Below are 26,320 nucleotides of genomic sequence, written 5' to 3'. Positions count from 1 at the left end.
TTGAACAGCGCGCTTGTCGCGCTGGCCCTGAAAGGGTGAGCCGCTTGCGGCGAATAATCGAACGTAGTTCGATGGAGAGTCCACTCGCCGGAAACGAAAAACCCCCGCCAAAGGCGAGGGTTAAGAATAAGTGGTGCCCGGACTCGGAATCGAACCAAGGACACGAGGATTTTCAATCCTCGTGCTGAGATAGCCGCAAATAAGCTGCACATTCAACAGAGTGTGCAAAATGAAAATTTTACCCGTAACTTCGCCGAAAGGCGGTGAAGGCAAGTCTACAAAAGCGGCTAACTTGGCTGGTTTCGTGGCTGATGCTGGCCTAAAAACCCTACTTATTGACGGCGATTATTCTCAACCAACTGCCAGCAGTTACTACGCTTTGGAGTATGAAGCACCACATGGGCTCTTTGAGGTGCTCATGCAGATTGCAGACCTCAATAAACCAGAAAGTATAATTTCCCGTACCGTAATTCCTCGACTCGACCTCATCATTTCAAACGATCCTGACGAACTTTTACCTAATGCGATGCTACATGCTCCGGATGGGCGTATACGGCTGAAAAACATTCTTCAACACCCAACTTTTCAACGTTACGACGTTATCGTCATCGACTCTAAAGGCGCGGGCGGTGTGATGGCTGAACTTGTGGTGATGGCGGCCACGGACAGTGTGATTGGTGTGGTTAAACCTATACTTCCGGATGTTCGGGAATTCATTCGCGGATCAACTCGTCTGTTCTCTCGTTTGTCTGCTTTTGAAGCCTACGGGTTCAAAATCCCAGACATCAAGATACTGGTTAACTGCTTTGAGAACACGTTGCTTGACAAGAAAACCCTGAAAGATTTACGCGTAATTGTGTCTGATAAATCCTATTCATACCCCGAAAAAATTAATATCAGCATGCTTGAAACTGTTGTTGATCAACTTGAAGTTTATAAGCGTGGGCATGTTTATCAGCAGCCAGTTCATCGCCTCGAGTATAAAACCGATCGAATAATGTGCCCGGCAGCAGCAGTGACCATGCATAGTCTCGCTTGCGAACTCTTCCCATCCTGGAAAGAACGGTTCGATTCCGTTCTACGGAACCAAACCGGTGCAGAGGAGGTGGGTAATGTCTAACAACACTCCCACATTAAACTTCCCTGTTTCTTTCCAACACATTGCGGCAGAAGAAGTGGCTTGCCTGATTGAAGAGGTGTGTGAGAAAGGCGCTGCGATAAGAGAAAAGCCTGTTGGATTGGTTTCTGCGTTAATTCACGGTGACCATCTTAAAATTAGAGAACTGAGTGATGGCACTGTGTATATGGTCGAAAACGCAGAGCAGCTTCATCACTGGTTTTATGTCATCTGGTTACCATTATGGAAGGCTGTTCGGGAACAAAATATAGAGGCTTACCGTTTGGCGCGAGTTGCTCTATTGAAGGCCTGCATGGGAGAGCTTGCGAATGCTACGGCTGATTTAACGAATAAGCAAATAGTTCAAATGTCGGAACGTGGGGCTCTGGACTCCTGGGAATGTTTGGCGCATTTCGACATTGAAGCATTACAACCAAGAGCGGATATAAAGAGACAAGATATTTTCTGGGCGTTAAGTTTTGTTAGTGATGCACTTTGTGGCGCTATGGCCATGCATCGCGTGGGTGAAGCGGCATTGCTGAAAGAGAATTTTCACACACTAAAATTTGCTAGAAAATATCGTCTGTTTGGGTTGTTACTGGATGCAGGCCCAAACGGAGTGGCTGATCTCTGGGTTGAGTGGTTAGTTCCGCATGTAAGGAAGCTTACCGAAGAACGCTTACCGGAAGAGTGGTGCAGAAACTGGTTACGTAATACCAGCCTGGAGTTCTCATTGCTCCGTGAGCAATTTGATCGCGAAAGTGCGGCGTCAACGCTGAAATCTGAGGGGGAAGCCAACCATGACGCTGAATAATCGCGTAATGCAATGCCTCAACCGGGGAAATCTTTTTGAACTGCGATTTCCATTGGTTACGCACCTTAAGCCATTCGCCCAACCAGAACAGACGGAACATCAACTGCCTGTCTTCCGCTTGTTTGGCTTCAGCCCAAAAAGCATGGCTCAGGTTATCAAAAATATCATCGGGATAAGTAGAATCAATGTCGGACTGATGTTGCTTGTTTGTGTTCATTCTTTTCTCCTGCTGTTGTGGATGAATATGGAATCACTGGCATGTGCTTCTGATCGCGGTCGCGAAACTCATCGATCAGAAAACGTGCATCCAGTGAAAGGGAGTATATCCCTGGCAACTATCAGCCCGACGCCCTTTTCAGATATTTACAGAACCTTACTCAACACGCTGTTTTTACATGACTTTAATGTAGTTTTGGCGTGTGATTCTATCGGGGAGGGAAAATAATGAAGGCGGCTATGACGACGAATAATCGCTTCCAATGTCCTGAGTTACTGACTCAAGAGTCACTGGATGAACTGAGCTTTATTATTGAGACCGTCTGTGAGAAAGGTGAGTTTTTCTGGAAAGGTGAAGAGCCCAGGATCAGCAACTGTCATCTAAAAGTCCGTAAATTGAATGATGGTGCTTTAATTATCAGTACGACTGAACCAGATGAATTACGTACCTGGTTCAGGGACCTATGGTATCCGCTTCACCGTGCTGCGATTGAAAATGATGTTGAACGCTATAGAAATGCAGAAATAGTCCTGTTGCAGAACGATCTACAAGACCTCATCGATCTCCTGGCGAGAGAGAAAGAGGGGAAAGTGCGCGGTACTGGTTTTGGTCATTTGAGTGTGGGACGCAATTATTGGATCTCATTTATTAGTATTATTTACGGGAAAAAGGACGATAAATTCTTACGGGAACCGTTCCGTATTGCTGGACATCTCCGGCAACACTTTAGTTCGGCTCTGGTATTGCACCGCTTCGGTAAAGAAGCGGTGTTCAATGATGCATACCAGTCAAAACAACTCACCAGTCTGAATCAGTTTCAACATCCGTTATTACTGCTTCAGTGGATCTATAGTGATGATGAAGCTGCTCTGGATCAGTGGGTAGAACTCATGCTATCTGAAGTCCAGCCTAGTGTCTTTTCGGCTGATGTTCTTCGTTATATTGCTTCACTTTTTTCTCATGTACTTAAGAGCGCGTCTTCGGAATATGGTTGGCCTCTAGCAATGACGTCAATTCAGTGGGAACCCGTGGTTCTTTCGTTACCAGAACGTCAGTATGCCAGTACTCCAGATATGGACCATATTCAGGACGAGATGGCTTCCCCCCAAAATTCCCATGCCGTTTTACCGAATTCAGGACGGAATGAACCCGAAAAATCATCGGGATTGGATGTTCTAGACCCACAGTGTCCAGTTCAATCTACTCACCCTGATGCAGAGGAGGAAACGGATGATCCGATTCAATGAAATGGGGCGGGAAAGGATTATTGAGGTCATTGGCAATCATAACGCTATCGTCTTGCAGCAAGAAAAACTGCATGGAGTATTTTTTAATCGGTTCAATGTCGGACTGATGTTGCTTGTTTGTGTTCATATTTCTATCTCACAAATAATGGTTGATATGAAATCACTGGCATGTGCTTCTGATCGCGGTCGCGAAACTCATCGATCAGAAAACGTGCATCCAGTGAAAGGGAGTATATCCCTGGCAACTGTCAGTCCGACGCCCTTTTCAGAAGTTTACATAACCCTACTAAAAACAGTTTTATTACATGGCTTTAATGTAGTTTTAGCAGATGGTTATGTCGGGGAGGGAGCGCAATGAAGACTCTCCATCGAGCATTCTGCTCTTGCAACCATTGGCGTTATAAAGACGTTGATGAACAGACCGTTTTTTTTGAAACGTTTCACACTGAACATGCCGGAGAACGTTTACGGTCGCTCCTGGCGAACACGTGGGGCGTTCCTGAATCCTCCGTCATTGTTTACAACGTTTTTCCTGAACGGGAACTATCTCTTCTCTCATTGGATGATTCACCATCACCTGGTGACAAGATGCTGTTTGAGACTGGCTGGGATCGGGATGCCAAACGCCCCCGCTATTTGGATGATTGGCCTCTGATGCTAGTTTCACCCAGAACACATGAGCGCCTGGTGAAAGCATTCATGAGCATTAGTCAGATTGGCTGTGGCGGAAAGGAGGCTGCGCATGGCTAACTCCCAGATGCAACATCTTCCTTTTTCTTTGGAAGCCGAGCAGTCAGTTATCGGGGCATTAATGCTGGAAAACAACCGCTGGGACGATGTGGTTGAACGGATTGTTGCCGGCGATTTTTACAATCGGGCACATCAGCAGATATTTACGGCTATGCAACGGTTGGTCGAGAGAGGTCAACCAATCGACCTCGTAACGCTGTCTGAATCAATCGAAAAGGCCCCTAATAACCTGTTTGAGTCAATTGGGGGATTTGCCTACCTCGCAGAACTGGCTAAAAACACGCCGAGTGCAGGGAATACGAATGCCTATGCTGAAATTGTAAGGGACAGGAGCCAGGCTCGTCAGTTGATTACGCTGGGTAAACAAATCAGCGCTGATGCCATGTCCACGGCACAGGGACGAATAAAAGTGTCTGATATTGCAGAAAAGGCTGAGCAAGCGCTTTTTGACATATCGGAGCAACGTGAAACCAAAAGTGAAACGACAGTCCAACAGGGATTGATGCTAGTTGTAAATCGTTTAGAACGCAACTCTTCCATACCTGATGGAATAACGGGAACGCCTACGGGATATCGCGAGTTAGATAAAGAGACGTGCGGTCTGCAGGAAGCTGACTTTATTATTCTTGCCGCACGTCCTTCAATGGGTAAGACATCGTTAGGGCTAAATTTTGCTGAAAATGCGATTGAACGTATAACTGATAAACCCATATTCATATTTAGCCTGGAAATGCCAACAGAACAATTGCTTATGCGTATGGCTGCATCTATCGCAGGTGTGAGCATCCAGGCAATGCGCAGTGGCCAATTGAGTGATGAAGATTGGGGGAAAATATCCAATGCATTAGGAGTGATGAAATCCTGGGAAGATCGCCTGGTAATTGATGATAACAGCGAGTTAACTCCAACTTTGTTACGTTCCCGCCTACGCCGTTTTATTCGTAAATATGGTCAGCCATGCCTGGTCATGATTGATTACTTGCAGTTAATGAGTTCACCCGGTTCTGAAAACCGTACTCAGGAAATATCGGTAATTTCTCGTTCTCTCAAAGCCATTGCCAAGCATTTTAATGTTCCTCTGCTGGCGTTATCTCAGCTAAATCGTGCGTCACAAACCCGAGCTGATAAGCGACCGACCCTATCTGATCTCAGGGATGGTGGTTCTCTGGAACAGGATGCGGACATGATTATGTTCATCCATCGTGAAGAAGTTTACGACTCTAATACCTCAGAAAAAGGGTTGGCTGAAATCATTATTGGTAAACAACGTCAAGGTCCTGTGGGCACGGTAAAACTTGCCTTTGATGCGCAATATACGCGTTTTAGAGAATGGCATTTAGGCTATGGAGAGAAATACTGATGAATAAAAAAATAGCCTCGTTGCAACTTGGTAACGCAATGCTGCAAGGCAGTAGGGAGCCTGCAACCGCTCAGGTTTCAGCACTACCCGTCAATGAAATGCCGATGGTACTGACGTTGGATCAGATGGCTCCTAACCCTGATAATCCACGTACTACGCGCAATCCCAAATATGACGAGATTAAAGAATCTATTCGTCATAGAGGGTTAGATAATGTACCCAAGGTTACACTTGATCCGAATGTTCCCGGTGTATATATCTTCAGTGATGGTGGTAATACTCGTCATAAAATTCTAAGTGAGCTATGGGAAGAAACTCGCGAAGAACGCTTCTTTCGCCACACGGTTATTTTTAAACCTTGGCCCGGCCGACTTAAGTGTGTCATTGGCCATTTGGTAGAGAACGAAGTTCGTGGTGAGCTGGCTTTTATTGAAAAGGCCTTTGGTATCCAGAAAGCTCGCAAAATTTATGAAGAACAACTTGGTAAATCAGTATCACTGCGTGAGCTGGAAGTATTGCTAGCGGAAGAGGGATTGCCAACCGACAAATCCAGTATCAGTCGTATGGAGAGCGCGATAACCTTCTTGTACCCCTATATGCCAAATTTACTTGAATCAGGATTAGGCGCTCCCCAAATTAGAAGCTTACTATCATCAAGGCATGATGCTGAAAAAATCTGGTCTGAGTATGTTTTGACAGTTTCAACCGAAATGTCTTTTGAGGACGTTTTTGGCGGGTGCTGTAAAAAATTTGATTCTCCAGATGACTGGTCACTGGAAATGTTCAGGGACGAGTTCATCGGTGATCTGGTTAAGGCCTTACCGCACCCATCGCTTAACTACGATCGCTGGGTGATGGAGCTGGATCCGAAAGTGCGTAATCAGCGTAAGCTCTTTGGTGATACCGAGCCATTACCCCCGTTCGTCCATGAATCCCCACTTGAAACCACAAATAAGGATAAAGGCGATGATGCTAACGCCAAATCCACAGCCTCACAACATGGGGATAATGGCGATAGGCACGTTTTTTCGGCACCGGCTTCAACAGTTGCTTCTCCACCGTTAAACAGTGCTGTTGATGAACATCGTCAGCATACTAATGATGAATACGATGAATATGACAGTGATGAAAATGAAGAAGATGAAGGTGCCAAAACAAATGACAGCGCAACCTCTCATGCTAGTAATGGGGGAAATGTGCGTCGCATGGATGATGCTTCGGATCACCACACAACATCTTCTTTACCATCAGAAGAGCATTCATCCCCATTGCCAACATCTTTAGCTCCAGATCTCTCTTTCGCTAATAGTGGTCTGGAGCCTGTCGCTAATATCTGGCAGATATCAGCGTTCCAGGATGATATCGAACATTTGCAGGATAGCGCTTATCGACTGGCATTTGAGCTGGCTGAGGCTATGGGCTATCCCAATGAAATCCAGGAAGCGAAAGGGCCTCTTGATGCTGGCTATATTGCCCCGATGACATCTAAAGCACCGTTTATTCTGTTTCTCAATGGATTAGCTGGCCAGCAAAGCGATGAATCATTCAATATGTTCAGCTTTTGCCTGAATGTTATCGGCTCCGCAAACAAAGGGGATTCACCCGTTCTTGACGATGCTTACACCGTGAAAATGTTACGCTTGATTCGAGTATTACGTCGTTTACGTGAACATCAGCGGCAGATCGTAATGGAACAAGCTGAGCGGTAAAGGATGGGGAAATTACGTTTAGAAAGCGGCACCTATTATGAGGTGCTGCTTAATGCACTATCTAGTGCCATAAAAGAGAAAGAACGCCAGATACGGGATGCGTATACAGAGGATGTCAGAATATTAGATCTGCGCGGTGAAATACTCAGCCAGCATGATGAATGTGACATTTTCTTAAAAACAGCGAATGAATGTACGCCGTTAATTGCTGATTTTCGGCGTATTCATGAGTATTTATTAGACAGGTATTCAGGTTGTTCAAAAAATAAATAACACGTAAATGCAGAGGAAAATCATGAGTGAAAGTTCACTACAAATAGCAAATGTATCTCAGCCAGCAAATAACCTTCTTACCCAGTTAGTGATGGACTTAAAGAGTGGTTATATACGTCGTTGTGAGTCTCTTGGACTAAAACAAGAGGAAATGCAACTACTGCAAAGTTTGACGATTGAAGACTTGCATTATATTTCTAATAGCTCCGTTTCCGTATTGCAGTTCAGCCTTCATCACGAGAATTTTTATCGTCTGGTTCAGCATGCTCGCCGAGAACAGATGCGCGTACAACGCATCGATCGTGCGTTATCACTAGGTGGGTCGATTGAACTCATGCAACACATGTTTGGACTATCCAGTCTGGAAGTCGCTAATCGGCGGCGCATTGCCGGCATTGATGTACGTCCCGGGCGCGGCGTTGTTTTGAGCGAAGAGGAAAGTGTGGTGTTATGGCAGCGTTGGCAATTGGCTTCTGTAGAAAATGTCGACAGTGGCGAAGGGTTGGATGTCATGATGTTAGCTGCAGAGCAGATGGATGTGTCATTGACGGCTGTCTGGCACGCTGTTCGATCATGGAGTCAAACGCATCGGATGAATATTCCCGCTGAATCAGCAAGAAAAACGATATCACGGTGAGGATAATAATGCGTTCTCGTTTATGTGAAATTATGCCGGGATTATATGCTCCGGCAACCGTGCCAAAATCACATTACCACAAGGCTAAGAATCAAATTAGACGCTTTCGAGAAGGCGAGCGAAATTACACCCGTCTTACAGAAAAAAACTCCCGGTATTTAAAAATTGATATCGGTCCGTTTTGGCGTTTATTAAGCCGGAATCATGGTGACTCTTGGGAATTAATGAACCACGAACGTTATAACAACGAAATACGGAAATAATATGAGGTGGAATATGTCGAAATCGAAGTATTAAAAATGAGTCAATTAAAAGATGGCTAATCAGTGTGTTTATGCTGCATCTGACTATTCGGATGCAGAAACAAGTGCATTGATGTTTTTTATTACGAGCCAACAGCCGTATAAGAAACAGTCAGCGATAAGGACAACAATATGAATCTGCCGGCAGACAGCCTGATAGCCTACACCGTTGAGAAGATGAATCTTCGGTTGGCTGAGCGAATACCCGGCGATGACGCAGGACAACTGCGTAGCGGGTTGCTTTACATGGGGAACGTACATGATGCGTATCCCAGACGTTTACTATTAGACACTCGGCTATCTCCTCTGGATAAGATGGCTTGGATGATGATCCGTTTGTATGCCCAGCAAAATGAGGGCGCAATTTTCCCTACGTATGATGAATTACAGCTTCAATTGGCTTCCCCTCACAAAGGTAAGGCCTCCCGGGAGACCATCAGCCGTGTTCTGCTGATGTTGCGGATCACCGGTTGGCTGAGTTTGTGCAAACGCGTTCGCGACAAAAAGGGGCGCGTTCGTGGAAATATTTACGCGCAACATGATGAACCTCTCTCATTTCGTGATGCGGAGATTTTAGATCCCGGTTGGCTGGATATGGTTGCTGAAGCTTGTCAGAACAAAAACAAAACCATCAGTCAGACTGCATATGATGTTCTGAATGAAATCAAGAATGACGTAACGATGAGGCATCGTCATAGCCGTATCGCACTCATAGAAAGTCGTCTGGACGCTATTCAAACTCCACAGCAACTAGCGGCTAGGCAACGGACTCATTACCCGAGTTCGGAATCCGAACTAAGACAAAAATCACCGAGTTCGGACGCAAAATCACTAAGTTCGGAATCCGAACTTAGTCATACAGAAGGGGATAAATCACCTGGTTCGGAATCCGAACTCAGTGGTATTTCAAGGGGGTGTCGCTCAGTTCGGAATCCGAACCGTTACGTACGTAGTAATACACACAGTGTAAAAAGAAATACGTACGTACTGCCGAGTGCATTTGAGCAACTGCTGCTGCCGGATGACCGTGGCATGGTGACAGATCAACTTCAGGCACTGACTAGCGAGCAAGCTGAGCAGGTATTGCAATCGATAAATAGGGTGCTTTCTGACGGTGGACTTACTAACCCGATTGGTTGGCTACTGGCCGTATTGAAACGAGCCCGTGACGGAAAACTCTTCGCACAAAAAACACCGGCACCGTCTGGACGGCCAACGCAATCTCAAGTGGTAGCCTCTCCTGCGGCAGCAACCGATATTATGCCTAAACCTGCCGTACAAGTTTCAAACAAGGCACATGTTCTGAACGTATTGGCTGAAATACGTCGGAAGTGTACCGGTGAATAATAAGTAAGTAAGAGGACTAACAATGCAAAACATCGGAAAGTATAGATATAAAAAAAGTCTTAAAGAGTTTGAAGGTCATGTGCACTTTGCTGTGTGTGTAGCATTTGCGTTTGGGATACTTTTGATGATGTTTTTAATAAGCCTCCTGCTCTGAGCGCATTGTCTGAGATATAGCGGAAATGTGCGGCTGGATGATTGTGGGGATGGTTAAAAAATAGGCGGTGTTGGCACTGCCAACAGCGATTAAAAAATGACCGCATTGAGGATTTAGGTGTCAGAATGGAATGGTTTTGATGGATGAGTGTTGAATTGGTTAAAAAATAGGCTCTGTTGCAGGGCTGCAACAGCGATTAAAAAATAACCACATTGGGAATTTAGGCGCCAGAATGGGATGGTTTTGGTGGGTGGGTGTTGAACTGGTTAAAAAACATACGCTGCTGACACTGCCAGCAATGATTAAAAAATGGCCATAAATTTCTGTTTGTTTAATTCATGGATATTTACAGATCTGTAAAACTGGTTTGGAATTGAGCTGGTTACTCCTTTGCCCTGAATATTTCTAACCTATATCAGAAATATTTTAGGTCAGCACAAGGAGTTAGCGATGTCAGAGTTAGATCATGATATGAATAATGGCACACACCAGGAGCCAGTTTCACCAGAGCCGACAGTTCTATCCCCTACCAGTAATCCTATCCGTGAACGTGAGCCCCGAGCTGGCGCATTGAAATCATCTTTGACTCTAGAACTCCATACTCATTATGCGATTCGGTTATGGGATGGTCGTAGGAGGGGGCACCGGGACGATAATTTGGATAAAAAACCAAAGCATCGAGCGCGTTTTTTTCGGATCTTTAGTATGCCTCAGGTTATTGCCGTTGCTGGCGTGGCAAACAATGATTCGTCTCTAGACAATCCGTACGCAGATGCATTATTGGTTAAGTTAGAAGATGCCCTGACAGTGTCGAGCCAAAAAATACAATCTGACGTTGATGAATTGTCCAGTATTTTAAAATCGATACCTCAAACACTGTCATTAACTGATGTCCGTTCCGTTTCTCCGTTAAATATTGGCGTGTATAGCCGATCACCTCTTGGCTACCGCTGTGTATGGCTGTTGGTCGGATATGATCAACTTGCTATGAGAGTGTTTCAAGCTTTCCACTACGGATTAATTTCCAGAGCGCAAAGAGATAAATATCTCGACAGCAATGGATATGCAGTCAGACAAATTTATGGATTGGTACAAAGTTATCGATCATTCAGTGTCACTCGAAGCGATATTTTATTGAGAACACCTATTGGTATTAAAGCGATAGAACGTTTTGGTGAACCTGATCCTGACGTCATGTCTGGCCGAGTTCGTTCATCGTTCTCATCACCGTTGCATGAGGGAAAATGATGCGACTTTTTCTTTGCGAAAAGCCGAGCCAGGGGCGAGATATCGCTCGTTTTATAGGTGCAAATCAACGAGGAAAAGGCTTTTTATCAGGCGCAGGCGTTGTCGTAACTTGGGCTTTTGGACACCTTCTGGAAATCGCCTCCCCCGAAGAATATGGCGCTCAGTTCTGCAAACCCTGGCGAATGGATGTATTACCGATTTTGCCAACAGAATGGAAAATGATTGTTAAGAAAAATTCTGCTGAGCAATTCGCCGTAATTAGTCGGTTATTGAAACAGGCAGATGAAGTCATTATTGCTACAGATGCCGATAGAGAGGGAGAAGTTTTAGCCAGAGAGTTACTGGATTATTGCCGTTTTACTGGGAACGTAAAACGACTGTGGTTAAGCGCACTTGACGATGCCAGCATCCGAAAAGGGTTAGATAATCTACTCCCTGGAGAAAAAACAGTCCGTCTTTATTATGCCGGTATGGGGCGCAGTAAAGCTGACTGGCTTATTGGGATGAATTTAACGCGAATTTATACCCTTAAAGCTTTGGAGCAAGGTGTAGATGAGCTGTTATCTATAGGGCGGGTTCAAACGCCGACATTAGCGCTAATTGTCCAGAGAGACAACATTATCGAGAATTTTACGTCTAAACCTTACTGGCAGGTATTCACTGATCTTGAAAAATCAGGAGTGATATTTAGGACTCAATGGGTTCCCGCTGCTGGATATTGTGACGATGAGAAGCGATGTGTTCAGCATAATGTGGCGCTTGCAGTAGAGCAGCTCTGCAAACAAACGTCATCAGCATCTGTTATTGATATATCACAAAAGAGAGTGAAAACATCGGCACCGTTATGTTTTAGTTTGAGCGCATTACAGAAAGCTTGTTCCGATAAGTGGGGAATGAGCGCCCCAAAGGTATTAGAAATTGCTCAGTCGCTTTATGAGGTTCATAAAGCAACGACTTATCCTCGAACTGATTGTGGGTATTTGCCTGAATTAATGAAAGGGGAGGTAAACCATGTACTTTCAGCCATTTTGAAGTCAGATCCTTCCATCACCCCACTTGTTAACGAGGTTGATAGTTCTTTTGTTTCCCGTATCTGGAATGACAAAAAAATTTCAGCTCACCATGCAATTATTCCCACAAAACAGCCGTTTGATATCAGTAAACTATCAGATGATGAACTGAATGTTTATCAACTCATTCGATTGCATTACTTAGCACAGTTTTTTCCACTTCAGGAATCTGATATTACGGATGTTACATTTAATTTAGGGGGGCAACTCTTTAAAACCCGGGGTAGCGTGGCTGTAGTAATAGGTTGGAAAAAACTTTTTTCTAATGACAAAGAACCCGATGCTTATTTTGATAAGAATGGAAATGAAGAAGCTCTTCCCATCTTACATACAAATGACATTTGTAATGTGTCAACGTGTGAAGTCAAGGAACAACAGACCAAACCTCCATCTCGCTTTACTGATGGAACATTGATTGATGCAATGAAAAACGCAGCCAGTTTTATTAGTGACCCGACATTAAAAAAAATATTACGTGATAATGCTGGACTGGGTACCGAGGCAACTCGAGCAGGGATAATTGATGTCTTATTCACACGTAATTATCTAAAACGACGTGATAAATTTATCTATTCGACCCAACTGGCCAGAGAGCTGATTTCTCAGCTACCAGAAGCGCTGACGAATCCTGGCATGACTGCACTTTGGGAACAGGCATTAGATGATGTTGCTGAAGGACGCATGTCGTTAGATGCATTTTTACAAAAGCAAAAAGAATGGACATTACGATTAGTCGATAGGGGGCGCCAGCAAGCGATTAAGTTAACGGCTCCAGTCTCCCCGTCGTGTCCTCAATGTGGTGGGGTAATGAGAAAAAGAAACAGCGACAATGGTGCGTTTTGGGGCTGTGCAAAGTATCCACTCTGCAAAGGGATTGTTGGCGAAGGGGTAAAAAAGACTAAACGAGGGAAGAAAAACCTAAAAACTAGGAGTAAACCAGCTACCTGATATTTGCCATATTTGATATGGTAAAGCCGCTTTGATGCAATAGTACCTCGCAGGCTACGAGGTAGTGTTGACGTTCTTACGGGGAACTGACCACTACCAGCCCAACAGATGGCTGCCGCACACTCAGTCGATTTGTAAGACGCATCCACTCCGTGAAAAGCGCGTCAGGAAATTTCCTCGGAGCTATGTTGAAGACCTCAGGGACATGGTACATCCTGTTAGACGGTGTCGGATAAAACCGACACCGTTTTATTTTGCCATTGCGAGAACAGTCCGACAGTCCGAGCCGGACGTATCTCCGCGTCGAGCAGGAGCGAATAGGCGTTTGATTGCCGTAGAACCAGTAACGATTTATCAGTCATTGGTCAGATGTTCTTACAAACTGCAGTTCCCCAAAGGCACTCATCTCAAATGCCGTTTTATTTTCACTCACACATAAACAATTTAGGTTTGACGATATAGTGCTGTGGTTTAAAAATGAACGTGCTTACTCGTCATCTCTGATGACCACCAATGATCTTTCAGTCTGTGAGGATCGCCTTCGGGTGACTGAATCACTTTTCCAGAGCCTGTAAGGAAAAGGGCGTGATTAAGAAGCGCGGTAAATCTGCCATCCTTTGAAAGCAGATGTCACCAAGTAGTTTAAACGCCGCTACGAGCGTGGTGATGAAGGTCCCGCTTAACTAACCAGACAAGCCAGGATAACAGCTGATCCTGACCCTTGACGGGAAAAATAATTCCCTCAAGGGAAATGTTTTTCCCGTCGAATAAATTAACATTCCATGGAGAAATACATTATGTCTGCAAATAACAACAACCAAGCTCAAAACACTGGTAAACCAGAATATTTTAATCTTTTGATTAATGGATTGGGGTATGTCAGTAATATTCGCCAAGTTACTGGTGCATCAGGGCAATTCTTGAGCTGTGTCGTTAATGCGTTGTGTGGTCCTTCAGATGACGCGAGCTATGTTCGCTTTGATGTCACTGTCGCTGGTAAGAAAGCGTCTGACTTGATCGCACGCTGTCAAAAGGCGTCCGATGAGGATAAGAAAGTTCTTATCGGATTTACACTTAGCAACCTCTCTACTGAGATTTTTACATTAAAATCCGGTGATCATGCCGGTGAACAGCGTGTTAGCCAGAAAGCCCGTTTGATTAAGGTGGACTGGATAAAGGTAGGCCAGAATATGGTCTATAAAGCTGAGAAACCCGACTCCGTACCTCCTCAGAATGGCGCTGCTGCAGCTTCTAAAGCCTATGCGGAAAACTCGTTCTGATAACAGGTACTCATTCTAGACACCCCGTTCGCGGGGTGTTTTTCAATGCAAAAGGAGAAGGATTATGGCTTCACGTGGTGTTAACAAAGTAACACTTATCGGATTTTTGGGACAGGATCCAGAAGTTCGTTATATGCCAAATGGTAACGCCGTTACTGGTATTACTATGGCAACGTCAGAAACCTGGCGCGATAAACAAACTGGCGAAGAGAAGGAGCGCACTGAATGGCACCGTGTGGTGATATTCGGGAAGGTCGCTGAAATCGCCGGAGAGTATTTGCGTAAAGGGTCTCAGGTTTACATTGAAGGGCAACTTCAAACACGTAAGTGGCAGGACAGTGCAGGTGTAGATCGTTGGACGACCGAAATTGTAGTCAGCCAGCGTGGTACGATGCAGATGTTAGGATCTCGCCCGAACGACGGAAATAACAACCAAAGTGCAGCCAGTACTGCATGGGGAAAACCTCAGCAGCCAGCTGCATCGGCGCAGAGTGGTACACCTCAATCTCAACGTCCGGCAGGCAATGAACCGCCGATGGATTTTGATGACGACATCCCGTTCCTCGGATTCGGCTATGGCGTATGTCGCAAGGCAATTTACGCGATTTCGTAAACACATGCACCAGTCTTTGACTGGTGCTTTTTTACATGACAGACTTAGTGAAACACTTACTTTGTCTGTGATCTTACGGAGGTAAAAATGACTACACATACTCGATACGAGACTGATGTTGTCGCCTGGGCTAGCGAACAAGCAGCTCTCTTACGCTCCGGTAAATTTTCAGAGATCGACCGTGAAAATATCGCGGAGGAGATTGCAGACGTGGGTAAGAGCGAACAAAGGGAGCTGGCAAGCCGCATGGCTGTCTTGATTGCTCACCTGCTGAAATGGAAATATCAACCTGAACGCCGTGGTTCGAGCTGGGAAAAGACGATCAAAGCGCAGCGCAAAGATGTTGCGTATGCGCTGAAAGAATCTCCCAGCCTGAAAACCAAACTGAATGACCCTGATTGGTATGATGTGATCTGGTCTAAAGCTGTGGCTATTGCTGCGGATGAAACCCATCTTGAAAACCTGCCGGACGAACAAATCTGGACGGTAGAAGAGGTGTTGTATTCCGAATTCTGGCCAAATTAACTTTTCCCGTGTAGCTATGGGACACTAACGCTGGCTCCGGTCAGCGTTTTTCTTTTGTGCGTACGTTTTAGTCTTGCTTATCGGCAGAATAATCGCCTTTTTACCTATTTCAACGGGAGAGTCAGTGTGTCGCAATACTTGTCTCAGGTTTGACTGGCGCATTTTTATTCACCATAATCCAACGTAATGAAAGGTACGCCGATGCCAGTGATACTGAGGTTTAGAGGTTTTACATTTTTCTTCTACTCGAATGAAGGCAACCCCTTGGAGCCAGCACATATCCATGTCCGAGGTTCAGGCGCGGAGGCCAAATTCTGGTTAATGCCAGAGGTTGAACTTGCTCGAAATGATGGGTTTAATGCTCGAGTGTTGAAAGAACTCTCCGAAATTATTGATACTAACAAAGCGTCATTTCTGGAGGCCTGGAATGACTATTTCAGCTAAGAAAGTTTGTTTCGATGAATTCAACATGTGGGTAGAGCTGAGTGATGCTCGTACCTTGGGGGTTCCGTTAGCCTGGTTTCCCAGATTGTTGCATGCAACAGAAGCGGAACGGAATAACTATGAACTGAGTCCCCGTGGTATTCACTGGGATAATCTTGATGAAGATATTTCTGTTGAAGGTTTGCTTGATGGCCGTGGCGATGTTACCCATCGCCCTCACCATGCAGCATGATTATTTTTATTAATCCAATAATGTAACGCTGGCTTCGGTCAGCGTTTTTCTTTTCTGAGCACGTTTTTAGTTTAGCGTTGTCCTGTTTGGGCGTGTCGGCAGAATAACCACCTGATTTTGAGATTTCTCTTAAACGACGGTGGAGACTGATGACAAGACCTATACGGCACCCCCTAAATACGCCAATGCTGGCATGCTTGTCTGCTGCTGCAATGTTGGTCGCTGGATGTGCTCAACAGACAAAAACGTCCTCAGCTCCCCGTCAGAACGTATCCGTATCTCCCAGAGTGAACGATATTTATCAACATCGCTCACCTGAAGTCGTGCGTTATGACCGTTACACACTGGTCAGCACCCGCCCAGCGGATTCACAACGTGATCCTCTCAATCAGGTGATAGACATCACCATGCCGCCGCAACTGGTACGCAGCGTGGGGGATGGGTTTCGGTATTTGTTGTTAGAGTCTGGCTATTCGCTGTGCCCCTCAACGTCATCCACGTTTTCTGAACTGCTTGAGCGCCCGTTGCCTGGTGTGCAACGTAACATCGGCCCGGTTCGTCTCAGCGAGGCATTGCAGATAGTCGCCGGCCCTGCCTGGCGACTGCGTGTCGATGATGTAAACAGGGAAATTTGCTTTGTGCTGCGCGATGAATACCGTTCATTTACTCCTGTCGCCACCGCCGCATTGCCTGTCACCCCCGTCAAACCAGCGGTTCCGCCTCACCCCTCCGCTAACCCCTTTACCGGAACGAGTAGCCAGGCGACGACAACCGCCGGAATGTTAAAAGCAGACAGTCAGCCGTTACCTGTCCCAACCCTGACAACGCTTTCACCGGCGGTGACAGGGAGTAAACCTTCTGCCCCGGGAACGGATGCTCAGGTTACTGCAAATAAACCGGTATTTTCTGCCTCTGTTTCGACGCCGCCTGTGGCTGCTAAAACAGCGCCGTCCGTGACATCATCACTCAAACCTTCAGTGGCGTCGGCTCCCGCCGCTAAAACAATGCCGGGGCCGACAACGGCATTGCCACTGGCGCCCGTTGCGCAGCTGCCGAAAAAAGAAGACACGACAAAATTACTTTCGACACCGTCTAAAGTGAGCGCGGCAACCGATGTGCATGCGCCAATGGTGTCCGTTCCTGCGCCCGCGCCCACTAAACCCCTGGCTTCTGAGGCCAAACCTGCACCGGTCATTACCCCCGTCTGGAAAGCAGATCCCGGCACCACTACGTTACGTGAGTTTTTGACGCGGACGGCTGCTACGGTGGATTGCCCCTATGGCGGAAAATGGGCCGTTGTTTGGCCGATTAATGTCGATTATCCGCTGCCGCCTCGTCTGGTCATCCATGGCAGTTTCGATGAATTCGTGAACCGCATTTTTTATTTATATGGACCTGAGCGGGTCGATACCCCGCTCTACGGCCTCGCCAACCGCAGTCAGTGTGTGGTGGTGGTGTCTGATAAACCACTTAAAACGGGGCTGAAGTAATGCAGGGCATGCTGGTGTTAATGGCGTTGTTAGTCCTGGTCGGTGGGTACCAGAGCTGGCGTGCTCCCGTGGGTGTGCAGAACGATATCGTCATCGAAACCGCCACGGCACGCCAGATGCTGCAGACTGCCAATGCCCTGGGCATGTTAAAGGCCCAGGGTAAACCGGTACTTTCTCTGTGTCCCGGACTTCGTCCCGCAGATTCACTTCCTGTGCCGGGACTGGCGGACACGCAGGAGATTCACTGCACCGAATATAACGGACGGATCATTGTATGGACCCGTGAGGTGCCAGGGCTGGCCAGCACGTTGCGTGAGTATTCGCGTGAGTCCAGATTGCTGGCCCGTTTTGAACGGGGCGGCGTCACCACGCTGGTCGAACCGGCTCCCTGGTCGATTTCATTGCCTGCCAGCGTCTCGGAAGGCTCCCTGGTATACATCAACTGAGAGAAGAAAATGCAGCCATTTTCCCGTCATTTGCCTTGTCGACGTACTCTGCTGGCACTGTTTGTTTCCAGTCTTCTGGCCGGGTGTGCGACACAGGGCTTCCGTCATACTGATGAGCAGGCCAGGCGTGATATCAGCACGGCTGAACAGTTACATGGATTATCGCGTACGAAACCCTCGTCACCGTCTCTCATCTGGGTTGATGAGCCCTGGGTTAATCCCCGTCCGATCCGCGTCAGTACACGTGCACAGCAGTTCAAGTTACCCCCCTGCACCCTGACATTGAATATCGATGGCAGCTTGTCTCTGTATGAAGTCGGGCAACGTATTACGCGTAGTTGCGGCTTCCCGGTGGTGATAACACCTGATGCCATGAGCGTGTTGTCCGGGGGGGCGGCATCGCAGGGGGGCGGTGCAACACGCGCTATCCAGGGAGTACTTCCTCGTCCCGATAACGGAGGACGTCCAGCGCTTGCCAGTATTGGCGGCGTTACATCTACCTCGTCGTTTTCGCCAAATATCAGTGCGGGACTGATTACGGATATCAGTTGGGAGGGGGAGCCCCTAGGCAGGGCACTGGACCAAATTACCTCGCGTTCGGGGCTTAGCTGGAAATTCGAAAATAATCAGATAGTGCTGTATTACCTGGATACGCGAACTTACCGTCTTAAGGTCCTCAATGCCGAAACGGCGATGAACTCTAACTTGACGGGGACCAGCAGTTCAACGGCCGGTGGTGATAACAGTTCGGTCAGTGGCAGTCAGAACTCAGGACAGAGCACGAGCGTTAAGCTGGAAAGCAAAATTCACAATGATATTGCCGAATCAGTCAAATCAATGATCAGCCCCTCCGGCACCTGGCATCTGTCGGGTTCTACGGGAGAGTTGGTTGTTACGGATGTTCCGCAGGTGCTGGACCGTGTTGAGACCTATATCGACAGTCTGAATGTACGTATGAACAAAATGGTCAAGTTGATGGTCAGCGTCTATTCGGTTCAGCGTAAAAGTGCCAGCCAGACGTCACTGGACTGGTCGGTTGTTGCGAATCGTCTAGATCGCTTTGGTATGACCTTAGCAGGCACACCAACAGCCACGACGGCGATTTCTTCTGCCGGTTTTAATGTACTGAATGGCAAGTTTGCGGGCACGACAGCACTGCTTCATGCACTGGAAACGCAAGGCAAAGTGTCTGTTGTAATGTCGCATGAAGCGACAACGACCAATCTTGTGCCAGCACCATTTCAAATCGCAGGTCAGATGGTTTATCTGAGAAATCAGAAAACAACCGTGTCTGAGAACTATGCCACAACTGACATGGAGCCTGGCAGTATCACTACGGGGACGCAGATGACGCTATTGCCGGATATTCGCGATGAAGGGGATATCCAGTTGCAATTTAACTTCAGTCACTCCGATCCGGCACAGCTACGCCGTGAGTCCTCTGAAGACGGCAGAACCAAAATGGAGATGCCCTATACCACGGTACGTAGCTTAAGTGAACGATTCAATCTGAAGCCTAATCAGACGTTGATCGTCAGCGGTTATAACTCGCGCAACCTGACGTCGACCCGGGAAGGGACGATTCATCCTGATGTCACGGTAGCCGGCGGGGGAAAATCCAGTGAGTCGGATGATGTCACCCTGATTATCGCCGTTACGCCGGTGCTGATGTGAGGGCAATACCGTGATTATAGTTCCTCATGAAAACGGTGGCCTGATTGCCGGGTTGCGCTGGGAACCGATGGCGGAGAATCGCCCCCGGCGGTTTGGCCGCGATGTGTTGTCCCTGAAACTCACCCCCGTTCGTGGGCGTAACAAGGGGAATCAGACTTCCGATAGGAGTCAGACTGCCGATATCCATACTGGTGCGCCAGCGGTGACAGGAACTTGCCCGTGGCGAACTGGGCGGTTGTGGTCACTGGCCGCACTGGCGACGAACTGGACGGGGGAAAATGGGTATGGTGTTGTTCAGCTCGGTGACGATGAATACGTTTTCCTGGCGACTATCAGTGGTATTCCGGCCCTTAACGGTGACATCTGCGGTACACGCGACGATATGCTCGCCATCACCAATGAATTTATTGCGCTCACCCCAACACCCAGTACGGGATGGAATGTCGCCTCTACACCTGAAGCGCCGGCTGTGCCTGCCGATATTCTGCCGCGCCGCCGTCGAGACTGGCCTGCGCGTTATCGATTAACGTGCCCAGCAAGAATACAACGTGCGTTATTAGTTAGTGTGCCAGTGCTGTTTGCTGTCGGCATTGCGGGAATGTGGGGCGTGCAATACTGGCAACACTGGTCTGCCCGTCAGGCTCAGGCGGCAAAAGCCAAGCTGGTCGCGATGGCGGCGGGAGATAGCGAGCCTTCTCAAAAAGAAAAACGCGTATTACCCCATCCGTGGGTCGTGCAACCATCAGCTCAAACGTTGTTAACGGTCTGCGAGCGTAAGCTCGGTGGACTTCCCCTGAAGTTGGGTTTTTGGCCATTATCCTCAGCAGATTGCCGGGCTGACGGTGTCATGACGACATGGGTACGGGAAAAAGATAATCGACTGGCGACGGTTGACCGCCTGATCCAGGCCACGAAATCTCTCTCGGGCTCACCGGTTGTCTTGATTGATGAGAGTGGGGATTCTGCGCAAATTGCGTGGTCCTATCCCGCTCTTCCTGGGGGCGGTGACGATCGCGTGATTGAGAGTGAATCTCTTCGTCGGCAGTTGCTGAGTTTCTTTCAGTCCCGAGGTATTCCCCCCTCACTCCAGAGTGTTCCGCCCACATCAATACCGGCGGATGAAAAGGTCATATGGATCCAGGACTGGAGTGCGTTTGCCTTTTCTCATACCTCCCGTTTAGCGCCCTCCTTTCAACTGGCTGGCTTGTCAGCCGCGGGACTTCGTCTGACGCGTGTCGGGCTGACATTGGAAGGGCGGTCATTGACCTGGTCATGGGATGGAACGGCGTACAGTCGTGCCCAGAACAGCGTTGCACCAGAAGGAAATGCACCATGATGAAAGTTTTTTTCCTGTTTCCGTTGCTGTTTACGGCATCGGTATTGGCTTCTGATATGACGGAAATCAGTCCCATTCCTTCCGAGGGTGTCTTGGTTTCTGATGAGCCGACGGTCGATACGCTGAGAGCCGTCGAGCTGGAAATTGATTTATTAAAAGCGCAGCAGGCGAAACAAGATGCGCAGAACGCGCTGGCAGAAAGCCGCCTGAAAGGACAAGCGCTGAAGAATCGACCCGATATTTTACTTCCTTCGACTTCATCGGCATCTGGCGTTGGAATGGGGACGGCGGGCAAAAGCGCAGGGGTAAGCACGGCGGCGCGTTTGAAAGAAATATGGAGCGAAAACGGCACACTACGTGCTGCCGCCGAATTTAATGGTCGCCGTATCGTGTTTCGTCCAGGCGATATCTGGCCTGGTAGCGACAATCGAGTGAAACGCATTACCGCACGGAGCATCGAACTCAGTAATGGGCAGGCCATCCCCGTAGGGGGCGCTCAGTGATGAAAATGATGAGGAGGGCTCAACAATGAAAAATCAATCAGTCAATGCCAATGCAGATTTGGCCTGCCGTGTCCCCGCGCAGTACAGCGATGACATTGCGCTCACGCGCCTGAATAACGAGTCAGTGAGCGTCCGTGTTAACCGGGAAATTCGTGAAGAACCGGCGTTTGTTAGCTGGTTTGCCGGGCTGCGTCGTGCCGGTCTGAAGCCATTACCGCCTGAATTTGTGATGAAAAGCGAACTGGGTCAAGACGGGTTGGTCAATACGCATGATGTGGAGGCGGGGATTAGTGGTGCACAGCGCGAGGTACGTCGGATGTTTCGCAGTGTCATATCGCTGAACGCCTCTGATATTCATGTGCATCTCGATAAGCGTCAGGGAAGCAGGATCCGCACCCGGATCAACGGGCTGCTGTACACCATTCGTGAACCGGATTTTGAGGAAGGTGGGACACTGTTGTCGACCATGATGGAAAGTATGTGCGACACCAAATCCCAGGGATACAACCCGCGGGTTGCTCAGGACGGCCGCGTTAAACCGGAATTTCTGGCAGACATGAACCTGTATGCAGCCCGCTACAGCCATCGTCCGACCGATGACGGTGGCGTTTTCGCGGTGATGCGCCTAATTGAAGACGATCGCGGACGTATCAGAACACTGCAAAGTCTGGGTTATCAACCGGAGCATGAAGCGGTGCTGGAAGAAATTGAACTGACATCTCAGGGGTTGATTGGGCTTTGCGGAACCACGGGCTCCGGTAAATCGACAACGCAACGGGTCCTCGCGGGTCGGTGGCTGGCCAGAAATAACTTTCAGGTCAGCCTCATGACCCAGGAGGCGCCGATCGAGGGGCTGATTTTGGGCGGAGTCCAATGTGCGGTAGATACCGATAATCTCAGTTTTCATCAAGCCGGGGAAGCCTGGGCGGGCGGTGTGGTGATGAATATGCGTCTAGATCCGGATGGTCTTTACACCGGGGAGTCTCGTGATTATGCATCTGCGTATGCTGCATTGGAAACAGCGATTAGTGGCCATCCAGGCTGGTTCGGTATCCACTGTACCTATCCGCTGGATGCACTGAACCGTATGCGTAACTGGGGCATTGATGCGCGTGAGCTGGCCAACCCGACCTATTTTCGGGGGCTAATTGCTCAAACGCTGGTGAATACGCTGTGTCCGTCCTGCGCCTTGCCGTGGTCAGACGCGCTTAAACGTCAGTTGATCCCCCTTGCGCATCAGGCACTGGCCAGACGCATGTTTACTGAGGATGAGCTTACGCAATTACGTTTTCGTAACCCTGACGGCTGTTCTGAGTGCACCAAATCCCTACTGGGAACTGAGATTAATCAGGGGATTAGCGGTCGAACCATCGTCGCTGAAATCGTGCGGCCCGACCGTCATATCATGAAAATCTGGCTAGATGAGGGCAGTTTTGTGGCGCGCCGACGCTGGCTACAGGCGGGCGGATTTAGCCGCGGACAACATTTACGACGTCTGTTGCTGGCTGGCAAAACTGACCTGGTGATGGCGACAGAGCGCATGGATCCGGATGAAGACCGTGATTTTACGGAGAGCGCGTAGTCATGGTGATATTGCTGATATCGACATTCTGTGTATTTCCGGTACTGGGTGTCTTTCTGGTTTTATCTGTGACGTGGCCCCCCTTGATGCGCCGGACATTTTGGCTGAGGGAACGGATTAAGTTTTGGCAGATGGTTCGTACGTACTGGCGAATGGGGATACCGCCGGCAGAGATTTTCGACATTATGCACGATATCTACAGCGATAACGGAAAACGGCGTAATCGCGGTAGCCTGCTGTGCCAGCAATTGGGCGATGCGGTCAGTAAACGTACCTTCGGTGAAATCGGGTTGCCTGGTCCCCGGGATCAAATAGCTACGCTGGAAGATGTCCTGGCTGCGTGGTGTTCGCCATTGGAAGCTGTACTTTTTCGTGTCGGAAATGTCTCGGGCGATATGTCTGAAGCGCTAGACCAATCCATTAGCCTGCTGAGGTACATTCGGCAAATTCGCAGCGCCATGGTGCCAGCATTAGGCCAAATGGGCATGGTGGCGTGCGCTGTTCCGGGGATCCTCTACGGCGTTTCGCAATATCTATTGCCGGCAATGTCAAAGCTTATTCCTGAGGATCGCTGGACGTTACATATCATCATATTGAACAGCGTCAGCAGAGGAATGCAAGAGCACGGCGCCATACTGTGTTTCGTTATCTGCCTTATCACCATCCGTATTATTCGCAATATGCCGAAGCGAGGGGGCGTTATTCGTCGCCGCGTTCTTGAGTTTATTCCTCCCTGGTCAGTCTACTCTACGTTGCAGGGCGCGCTGTTTATGCTCAGCGCCGGCTCGTTGCTGAAAGCGGGTATGTTGCCCCTGGAAGTCCTGAATACACTCAGTAAGCATGCTTCACCGTGGCTGGTTGCACGCCTTGATGCGGCGGCGTTTCGGGTGCGTAGCGGTCGCAATCTCGGGCTGGCGCTCTATGAGAGTGGCTATGACTTCCCGTCCAGGGAAAGCGCCATTTTTCTCAGCCGTGCCGGTGCCAGCCGGGATATTGCGGATGTGCTGACGGATTGGGGAGAGGAGCAGATGCCCGTTACGCTGGAGCGGATCCGATCGCTGAGTGGCTGGCTCACATTCGGACTCGCGGGCGCTATTGGTGCGTTTCTGATTTACGTCATGTTCTCTGTGGTGGGGCTAACGATGACCTTGAGCTCTCAGGGGTTCTGATCTGCATTTCTACATTATGTTTTTCTAACGCTATTTATTATCACGAGGTTACTGAATGGAAATGTCTCTGACTACGTCCCGCCGCAAGGCGGGCATTACAAAATGGCTTACTCCGGCGCGGGGAGGGAATTTGAAGGACGCGATTATCGCCGCAGTGGTCATTGCTGCAATCATTATTCTGGTCTTTCAGTTGGGTACTTATCTCTGGGGATTATATCAGAACAGCGCCACACAAACTGAAGTCACGACCATGCTGGAGCAGTCCCGCAAGCTGAAGAGCCGGGCCGGGTATACCGGTGCGTCAATGGCAACCCTGCGGGCGGTCAATGGGATCCCAAACTCGGTCGATCGCACGGGGGATGTGTATTACAACCGCTACGGCGGAACGTATGCCTTGGCTCCTGCCAGAACAAACGGATCGGCATTTAATAACTCGATTGCGATAACGCTGACGAAGGTATCGGAAGGCGGTTGTGGCGATCTGGCGCAAATGTTCCTGAATGCCGGCGAATCTATCTATTCCGTCACCATTGGCAGTACCGCGATGCTGACGGCCCAAGTCACTACCGGCACATCAACGGCCGCGACGCTGATCGGTACGCAGTGTGATGGCGGTGACAAGACATTGATTATTACCACGTCGCGTTAACGCGTTAATTAATCATGGCCAATGTGTTGCTGCTTATCACGGCTATCTTGCTGGCGTATTTCCCGAGCAACAGCGTTGCTCAGGGAAATACGCCGGTGAAATATACGGTGCAGCCCTGGTTGGCCTGTATTCATACCGCGAGTGTGAAGTATTTCATTGACGCGCTGCTGATTGAAGCAGTGATGGAGCAGGAAAGCAGTTTTAATCCGCGTGCCGTTAACCGAAGTAATTCAAATGGTACTGCGGATTACGGTTTGATGATGGTGAATTCAGGCAATATTCCGAAGTTGATCCGAGAAGGCATTATCTCGACAGCGCAGGAACTGCTGGATAAGCCGTGCCTGAATATTCAGATTGGTACCCGATTGCTGGCATCCCATTTTCAGGTGTGTGGCGTGAGCTGGAACTGCCTGGGGAGCTATAACGCGGGGTTTGGTGATAAGCGTCATCGGCTACGTGAGAACTACGCCAACCATATCTGGGAACGTTATAAACGGTTGTTGCGTGAACGGCGGGGCATCGTCCTGAAATGAGCGTAATTATCGTAGCGCCGCTACTCTTTGTTGGATTGACCATGGTCGCCTGGTTGGCCTGCCAGCATGTGCGCTGGTTCGCCCGTTTTTTAACGCTCCCATCAGCGCCAGTGCTGAATGGGGCAACCCTGGTATTACTCGTCGTCCCATTCTGGCTCGCCAGCCTGACATCGTTTCTCGTTCATGGTGCTGACATTACCCCATTATTAATGCTCGCCGGGTTACTGGCGTGTGCCGTAGCCGACGTGGAAAGGGAATGGTTACCGGACAGCTATACCCTGCCGCTCTTTTTCTTCGCTCTGTATTACTCACCGTTGCCAACCTACATCATTCAGCCCGTGATGGTGATGTCTGCGATGGTCGTGGTGGCGATGCTAATCGCTGTTATTGCCCGGCCGTCGTTGGGCGGCCTTCTACCCGGACGGGGAGACATCATGCTGTGGCTGGTTTTGAGTGCCTGGGCAGGGATCGCTGGCAGCGTGATCCTGTTTATGTCCCTGATTGCCGGCGCGCTGACGATGCAGCTGACTGCGCGTGACCATACGCCACTCGGCCCCTGGATGGCAGGCTGTGGCGCCCTGATTATTCCTTTTACGACGGATGTCCAGCGATTGGCGGACCGTTTTATGTTTATGCTCTGGCACTGATAGA

The 26,320-nt window shown here is 48.6% G+C and carries 29 protein-coding genes; all 29 read left to right on the top strand.

The window, feature by feature from the left end; translation table 11 throughout:
- Positions 1-229: 229 nt before the first annotated feature.
- The 29 genes from RFN81_RS06130 (at position 230) to RFN81_RS05990 (ending at position 26,316) form a co-directional block, all read left to right on the top strand.
- Positions 230-1,120, top strand: coding sequence for a ParA family protein (locus RFN81_RS06130; RefSeq protein ID WP_264498246.1), 891 nt, complete (start codon positions 230-232; stop codon positions 1,118-1,120).
- Positions 1,113-1,931 (top strand): hypothetical protein, encoded by an 819-nt coding sequence (locus RFN81_RS06125; RefSeq protein ID WP_264498245.1) that lies wholly within the window; start codon positions 1,113-1,115, stop codon positions 1,929-1,931. The genes RFN81_RS06130 and RFN81_RS06125 overlap by 8 nt, the downstream gene beginning before the upstream one ends.
- Positions 1,918-2,376, top strand: a complete 459-nt coding sequence (locus RFN81_RS06120) for a hypothetical protein (RefSeq protein WP_264498244.1) — start codon at positions 1,918-1,920, stop codon at positions 2,374-2,376. Before RFN81_RS06125 ends, RFN81_RS06120 begins: the two co-directional genes overlap by 14 nt.
- Positions 2,377-2,387: 11 nt before the next feature.
- Positions 2,388-3,395 carry a hypothetical protein gene (locus RFN81_RS06115; RefSeq protein WP_264498243.1) on the top strand — a complete coding sequence of 336 codons (1,008 nt, stop codon included), beginning with the start codon at positions 2,388-2,390 and terminating at the stop codon, positions 3,393-3,395.
- Entirely contained in the window at positions 3,379-3,753 is a 375-nt protein-coding gene (locus RFN81_RS06110; RefSeq protein WP_264498242.1) for a hypothetical protein, read from the top strand. The genes RFN81_RS06115 and RFN81_RS06110 overlap by 17 nt, the downstream gene beginning before the upstream one ends.
- Positions 3,750-4,145 (top strand): hypothetical protein, encoded by a 396-nt coding sequence (locus RFN81_RS06105; protein WP_264498241.1) that lies wholly within the window; start codon positions 3,750-3,752, stop codon positions 4,143-4,145. Before RFN81_RS06110 ends, RFN81_RS06105 begins: the two co-directional genes overlap by 4 nt.
- Positions 4,138-5,505 (top strand): SPI-7-type island replicative DNA helicase, encoded by a 1,368-nt coding sequence (gene dnaB-PI / locus RFN81_RS06100; RefSeq protein ID WP_264498240.1) that lies wholly within the window; start codon positions 4,138-4,140, stop codon positions 5,503-5,505. The genes RFN81_RS06105 and dnaB-PI overlap by 8 nt, the downstream gene beginning before the upstream one ends.
- A complete protein-coding gene (locus tag RFN81_RS06095) occupies positions 5,505-7,214 on the top strand; it encodes a ParB family protein (protein ID WP_264498239.1) in 1,710 nt (569 codons plus the stop codon). Before dnaB-PI ends, RFN81_RS06095 begins: the two co-directional genes overlap by 1 nt.
- A gap of 3 nt (positions 7,215-7,217) precedes the next feature.
- Positions 7,218-7,487, top strand: a complete 270-nt coding sequence (locus RFN81_RS06090) for a hypothetical protein (RefSeq protein ID WP_264498238.1) — start codon at positions 7,218-7,220, stop codon at positions 7,485-7,487.
- Positions 7,488-7,509: 22 nt separating this feature from the next.
- On the top strand, positions 7,510-8,124 hold the full coding sequence (locus tag RFN81_RS06085; RefSeq protein WP_264498237.1) for a DUF2857 domain-containing protein: 615 nt from the start codon (positions 7,510-7,512) through the stop codon (positions 8,122-8,124).
- Between the two features lie 8 nt (positions 8,125-8,132).
- Entirely contained in the window at positions 8,133-8,387 is a 255-nt protein-coding gene (locus RFN81_RS06080) for a hypothetical protein (RefSeq protein ID WP_264498236.1), read from the top strand.
- 171 nt (positions 8,388-8,558) lie between these two features.
- Positions 8,559-9,773, top strand: coding sequence for an STY4528 family pathogenicity island replication protein (locus tag RFN81_RS06075; protein WP_264498235.1), 1,215 nt, complete (start codon positions 8,559-8,561; stop codon positions 9,771-9,773).
- Positions 9,774-10,377: 604 nt separating this feature from the next.
- Positions 10,378-11,175, top strand: a complete 798-nt coding sequence (locus RFN81_RS06070; RefSeq protein WP_264498234.1) for a PFL_4669 family integrating conjugative element protein — start codon at positions 10,378-10,380, stop codon at positions 11,173-11,175.
- Positions 11,175-13,193, top strand: a complete 2,019-nt coding sequence (locus RFN81_RS06065; protein ID WP_264498893.1) for a DNA topoisomerase III — start codon at positions 11,175-11,177, stop codon at positions 13,191-13,193. The genes RFN81_RS06070 and RFN81_RS06065 overlap by 1 nt, the downstream gene beginning before the upstream one ends.
- A gap of 797 nt (positions 13,194-13,990) precedes the next feature.
- Positions 13,991-14,473 carry an STY4534 family ICE replication protein gene (locus tag RFN81_RS06060; protein WP_264498233.1) on the top strand — a complete coding sequence of 161 codons (483 nt, stop codon included), beginning with the start codon at positions 13,991-13,993 and terminating at the stop codon, positions 14,471-14,473.
- Between the two features lie 64 nt (positions 14,474-14,537).
- Complete coding sequence (locus RFN81_RS06055; RefSeq protein ID WP_264498232.1) at positions 14,538-15,086, top strand: single-stranded DNA-binding protein; 549 nt, start codon at positions 14,538-14,540, stop codon at positions 15,084-15,086.
- 87 nt (positions 15,087-15,173) lie between these two features.
- Positions 15,174-15,611 carry a DUF29 domain-containing protein gene (locus tag RFN81_RS06050; protein WP_264498231.1) on the top strand — a complete coding sequence of 146 codons (438 nt, stop codon included), beginning with the start codon at positions 15,174-15,176 and terminating at the stop codon, positions 15,609-15,611.
- Between the two features lie 201 nt (positions 15,612-15,812).
- Positions 15,813-16,055, top strand: coding sequence for a DUF4160 domain-containing protein (locus RFN81_RS06045; RefSeq protein ID WP_264498230.1), 243 nt, complete (start codon positions 15,813-15,815; stop codon positions 16,053-16,055).
- The gene (locus RFN81_RS06040) at positions 16,039-16,287 is read left to right on the top strand and encodes a DUF2442 domain-containing protein (protein ID WP_264498229.1); all 249 of its coding nucleotides are present in this window, start codon (positions 16,039-16,041) and stop codon (positions 16,285-16,287) included. The genes RFN81_RS06045 and RFN81_RS06040 overlap by 17 nt, the downstream gene beginning before the upstream one ends.
- 149 nt (positions 16,288-16,436) lie before the next feature.
- Positions 16,437-17,777: a TcpQ domain-containing protein gene (locus RFN81_RS06035; RefSeq protein WP_264498228.1), complete on the top strand. Its 1,341-nt coding sequence runs from the start codon at positions 16,437-16,439 to the stop codon at positions 17,775-17,777.
- A complete protein-coding gene (locus RFN81_RS06030; RefSeq protein WP_264498227.1) occupies positions 17,777-18,223 on the top strand; it encodes a type IV pilus biogenesis protein PilM in 447 nt (148 codons plus the stop codon). Before RFN81_RS06035 ends, RFN81_RS06030 begins: the two co-directional genes overlap by 1 nt.
- Before the next feature lie 9 nt (positions 18,224-18,232).
- Positions 18,233-19,897, top strand: coding sequence for a PilN family type IVB pilus formation outer membrane protein (locus RFN81_RS06025; protein WP_264498226.1), 1,665 nt, complete (start codon positions 18,233-18,235; stop codon positions 19,895-19,897).
- A gap of 10 nt (positions 19,898-19,907) precedes the next feature.
- The gene (gene pilO2, locus RFN81_RS06020) at positions 19,908-21,233 is read left to right on the top strand and encodes a type 4b pilus protein PilO2 (protein WP_264498225.1); all 1,326 of its coding nucleotides are present in this window, start codon (positions 19,908-19,910) and stop codon (positions 21,231-21,233) included.
- The gene (pilP, locus tag RFN81_RS06015; protein ID WP_264498224.1) at positions 21,230-21,736 is read left to right on the top strand and encodes a type IV pilus biogenesis protein PilP; all 507 of its coding nucleotides are present in this window, start codon (positions 21,230-21,232) and stop codon (positions 21,734-21,736) included. Before pilO2 ends, pilP begins: the two co-directional genes overlap by 4 nt.
- A gap of 25 nt (positions 21,737-21,761) precedes the next feature.
- Complete coding sequence (locus RFN81_RS06010) at positions 21,762-23,318, top strand: ATPase, T2SS/T4P/T4SS family (RefSeq protein ID WP_264498223.1); 1,557 nt, start codon at positions 21,762-21,764, stop codon at positions 23,316-23,318.
- A gap of 131 nt (positions 23,319-23,449) precedes the next feature.
- Entirely contained in the window at positions 23,450-24,487 is a 1,038-nt protein-coding gene (locus tag RFN81_RS06005) for a type II secretion system F family protein (protein WP_264498222.1), read from the top strand.
- Positions 24,488-24,542: 55 nt separating this feature from the next.
- Positions 24,543-25,136 (top strand): type 4 pilus major pilin, encoded by a 594-nt coding sequence (locus RFN81_RS06000; RefSeq protein ID WP_338539455.1) that lies wholly within the window; start codon positions 24,543-24,545, stop codon positions 25,134-25,136.
- Between the two features lie 14 nt (positions 25,137-25,150).
- Positions 25,151-25,669, top strand: a complete 519-nt coding sequence (locus tag RFN81_RS05995) for a lytic transglycosylase domain-containing protein (RefSeq protein WP_264498220.1) — start codon at positions 25,151-25,153, stop codon at positions 25,667-25,669.
- Positions 25,666-26,316: a prepilin peptidase gene (locus tag RFN81_RS05990; RefSeq protein WP_264498219.1), complete on the top strand. Its 651-nt coding sequence runs from the start codon at positions 25,666-25,668 to the stop codon at positions 26,314-26,316. Before RFN81_RS05995 ends, RFN81_RS05990 begins: the two co-directional genes overlap by 4 nt.
- The last annotated feature ends 4 nt before the right edge of the window (positions 26,317-26,320 follow it).

Origin of the sequence: Pectobacterium cacticida (assembly GCF_036885195.1) — a bacterium.
Classification (GTDB): Bacteria; Pseudomonadota; Gammaproteobacteria; order Enterobacterales; family Enterobacteriaceae; genus Pectobacterium; species Pectobacterium cacticida.
Note: the sequence above shows the minus strand (reverse complement) of the source record. Positions and strands in the feature narration are given on the sequence as shown.

What these genes read in the sequence shown, in the direction of transcription:
- RFN81_RS06130 (WP_264498246.1), top strand. Translation starts at nt 230, where the DNA reads ATGAAAATTTTACCCGTAACTTCGCCGAAAGGCGGTGAAGGCAAGTCT.
- RFN81_RS06125 (WP_264498245.1), top strand. Translation starts at nt 1,113, where the DNA reads ATGTCTAACAACACTCCCACATTAAACTTCCCTGTTTCTTTCCAACAC.
- RFN81_RS06120 (WP_264498244.1), top strand. Translation starts at nt 1,918, where the DNA reads ATGACGCTGAATAATCGCGTAATGCAATGCCTCAACCGGGGAAATCTT.
- RFN81_RS06115 (WP_264498243.1), top strand. Translation starts at nt 2,388, where the DNA reads ATGACGACGAATAATCGCTTCCAATGTCCTGAGTTACTGACTCAAGAG.
- RFN81_RS06110 (WP_264498242.1), top strand. Translation starts at nt 3,379, where the DNA reads ATGATCCGATTCAATGAAATGGGGCGGGAAAGGATTATTGAGGTCATT.
- RFN81_RS06105 (WP_264498241.1), top strand. Translation starts at nt 3,750, where the DNA reads ATGAAGACTCTCCATCGAGCATTCTGCTCTTGCAACCATTGGCGTTAT.
- dnaB-PI (WP_264498240.1), top strand. Translation starts at nt 4,138, where the DNA reads ATGGCTAACTCCCAGATGCAACATCTTCCTTTTTCTTTGGAAGCCGAG.
- RFN81_RS06095 (WP_264498239.1), top strand. Translation starts at nt 5,505, where the DNA reads ATGAATAAAAAAATAGCCTCGTTGCAACTTGGTAACGCAATGCTGCAA.
- RFN81_RS06090 (WP_264498238.1), top strand. Translation starts at nt 7,218, where the DNA reads ATGGGGAAATTACGTTTAGAAAGCGGCACCTATTATGAGGTGCTGCTT.
- RFN81_RS06085 (WP_264498237.1), top strand. Translation starts at nt 7,510, where the DNA reads ATGAGTGAAAGTTCACTACAAATAGCAAATGTATCTCAGCCAGCAAAT.
- RFN81_RS06080 (WP_264498236.1), top strand. Translation starts at nt 8,133, where the DNA reads ATGCGTTCTCGTTTATGTGAAATTATGCCGGGATTATATGCTCCGGCA.
- RFN81_RS06075 (WP_264498235.1), top strand. Translation starts at nt 8,559, where the DNA reads ATGAATCTGCCGGCAGACAGCCTGATAGCCTACACCGTTGAGAAGATG.
- RFN81_RS06070 (WP_264498234.1), top strand. Translation starts at nt 10,378, where the DNA reads ATGTCAGAGTTAGATCATGATATGAATAATGGCACACACCAGGAGCCA.
- RFN81_RS06065 (WP_264498893.1), top strand. Translation starts at nt 11,175, where the DNA reads ATGCGACTTTTTCTTTGCGAAAAGCCGAGCCAGGGGCGAGATATCGCT.
- RFN81_RS06060 (WP_264498233.1), top strand. Translation starts at nt 13,991, where the DNA reads ATGTCTGCAAATAACAACAACCAAGCTCAAAACACTGGTAAACCAGAA.
- RFN81_RS06055 (WP_264498232.1), top strand. Translation starts at nt 14,538, where the DNA reads ATGGCTTCACGTGGTGTTAACAAAGTAACACTTATCGGATTTTTGGGA.
- RFN81_RS06050 (WP_264498231.1), top strand. Translation starts at nt 15,174, where the DNA reads ATGACTACACATACTCGATACGAGACTGATGTTGTCGCCTGGGCTAGC.
- RFN81_RS06045 (WP_264498230.1), top strand. Translation starts at nt 15,813, where the DNA reads ATGCCAGTGATACTGAGGTTTAGAGGTTTTACATTTTTCTTCTACTCG.
- RFN81_RS06040 (WP_264498229.1), top strand. Translation starts at nt 16,039, where the DNA reads ATGACTATTTCAGCTAAGAAAGTTTGTTTCGATGAATTCAACATGTGG.
- RFN81_RS06035 (WP_264498228.1), top strand. Translation starts at nt 16,437, where the DNA reads ATGACAAGACCTATACGGCACCCCCTAAATACGCCAATGCTGGCATGC.
- RFN81_RS06030 (WP_264498227.1), top strand. Translation starts at nt 17,777, where the DNA reads ATGCAGGGCATGCTGGTGTTAATGGCGTTGTTAGTCCTGGTCGGTGGG.
- RFN81_RS06025 (WP_264498226.1), top strand. Translation starts at nt 18,233, where the DNA reads ATGCAGCCATTTTCCCGTCATTTGCCTTGTCGACGTACTCTGCTGGCA.
- pilP (WP_264498224.1), top strand. Translation starts at nt 21,230, where the DNA reads ATGATGAAAGTTTTTTTCCTGTTTCCGTTGCTGTTTACGGCATCGGTA.
- RFN81_RS06010 (WP_264498223.1), top strand. Translation starts at nt 21,762, where the DNA reads ATGAAAAATCAATCAGTCAATGCCAATGCAGATTTGGCCTGCCGTGTC.
- RFN81_RS06005 (WP_264498222.1), top strand. Translation starts at nt 23,450, where the DNA reads ATGGTTCGTACGTACTGGCGAATGGGGATACCGCCGGCAGAGATTTTC.
- RFN81_RS06000 (WP_338539455.1), top strand. Translation starts at nt 24,543, where the DNA reads ATGGAAATGTCTCTGACTACGTCCCGCCGCAAGGCGGGCATTACAAAA.
- RFN81_RS05995 (WP_264498220.1), top strand. Translation starts at nt 25,151, where the DNA reads ATGGCCAATGTGTTGCTGCTTATCACGGCTATCTTGCTGGCGTATTTC.
- RFN81_RS05990 (WP_264498219.1), top strand. Translation starts at nt 25,666, where the DNA reads ATGAGCGTAATTATCGTAGCGCCGCTACTCTTTGTTGGATTGACCATG.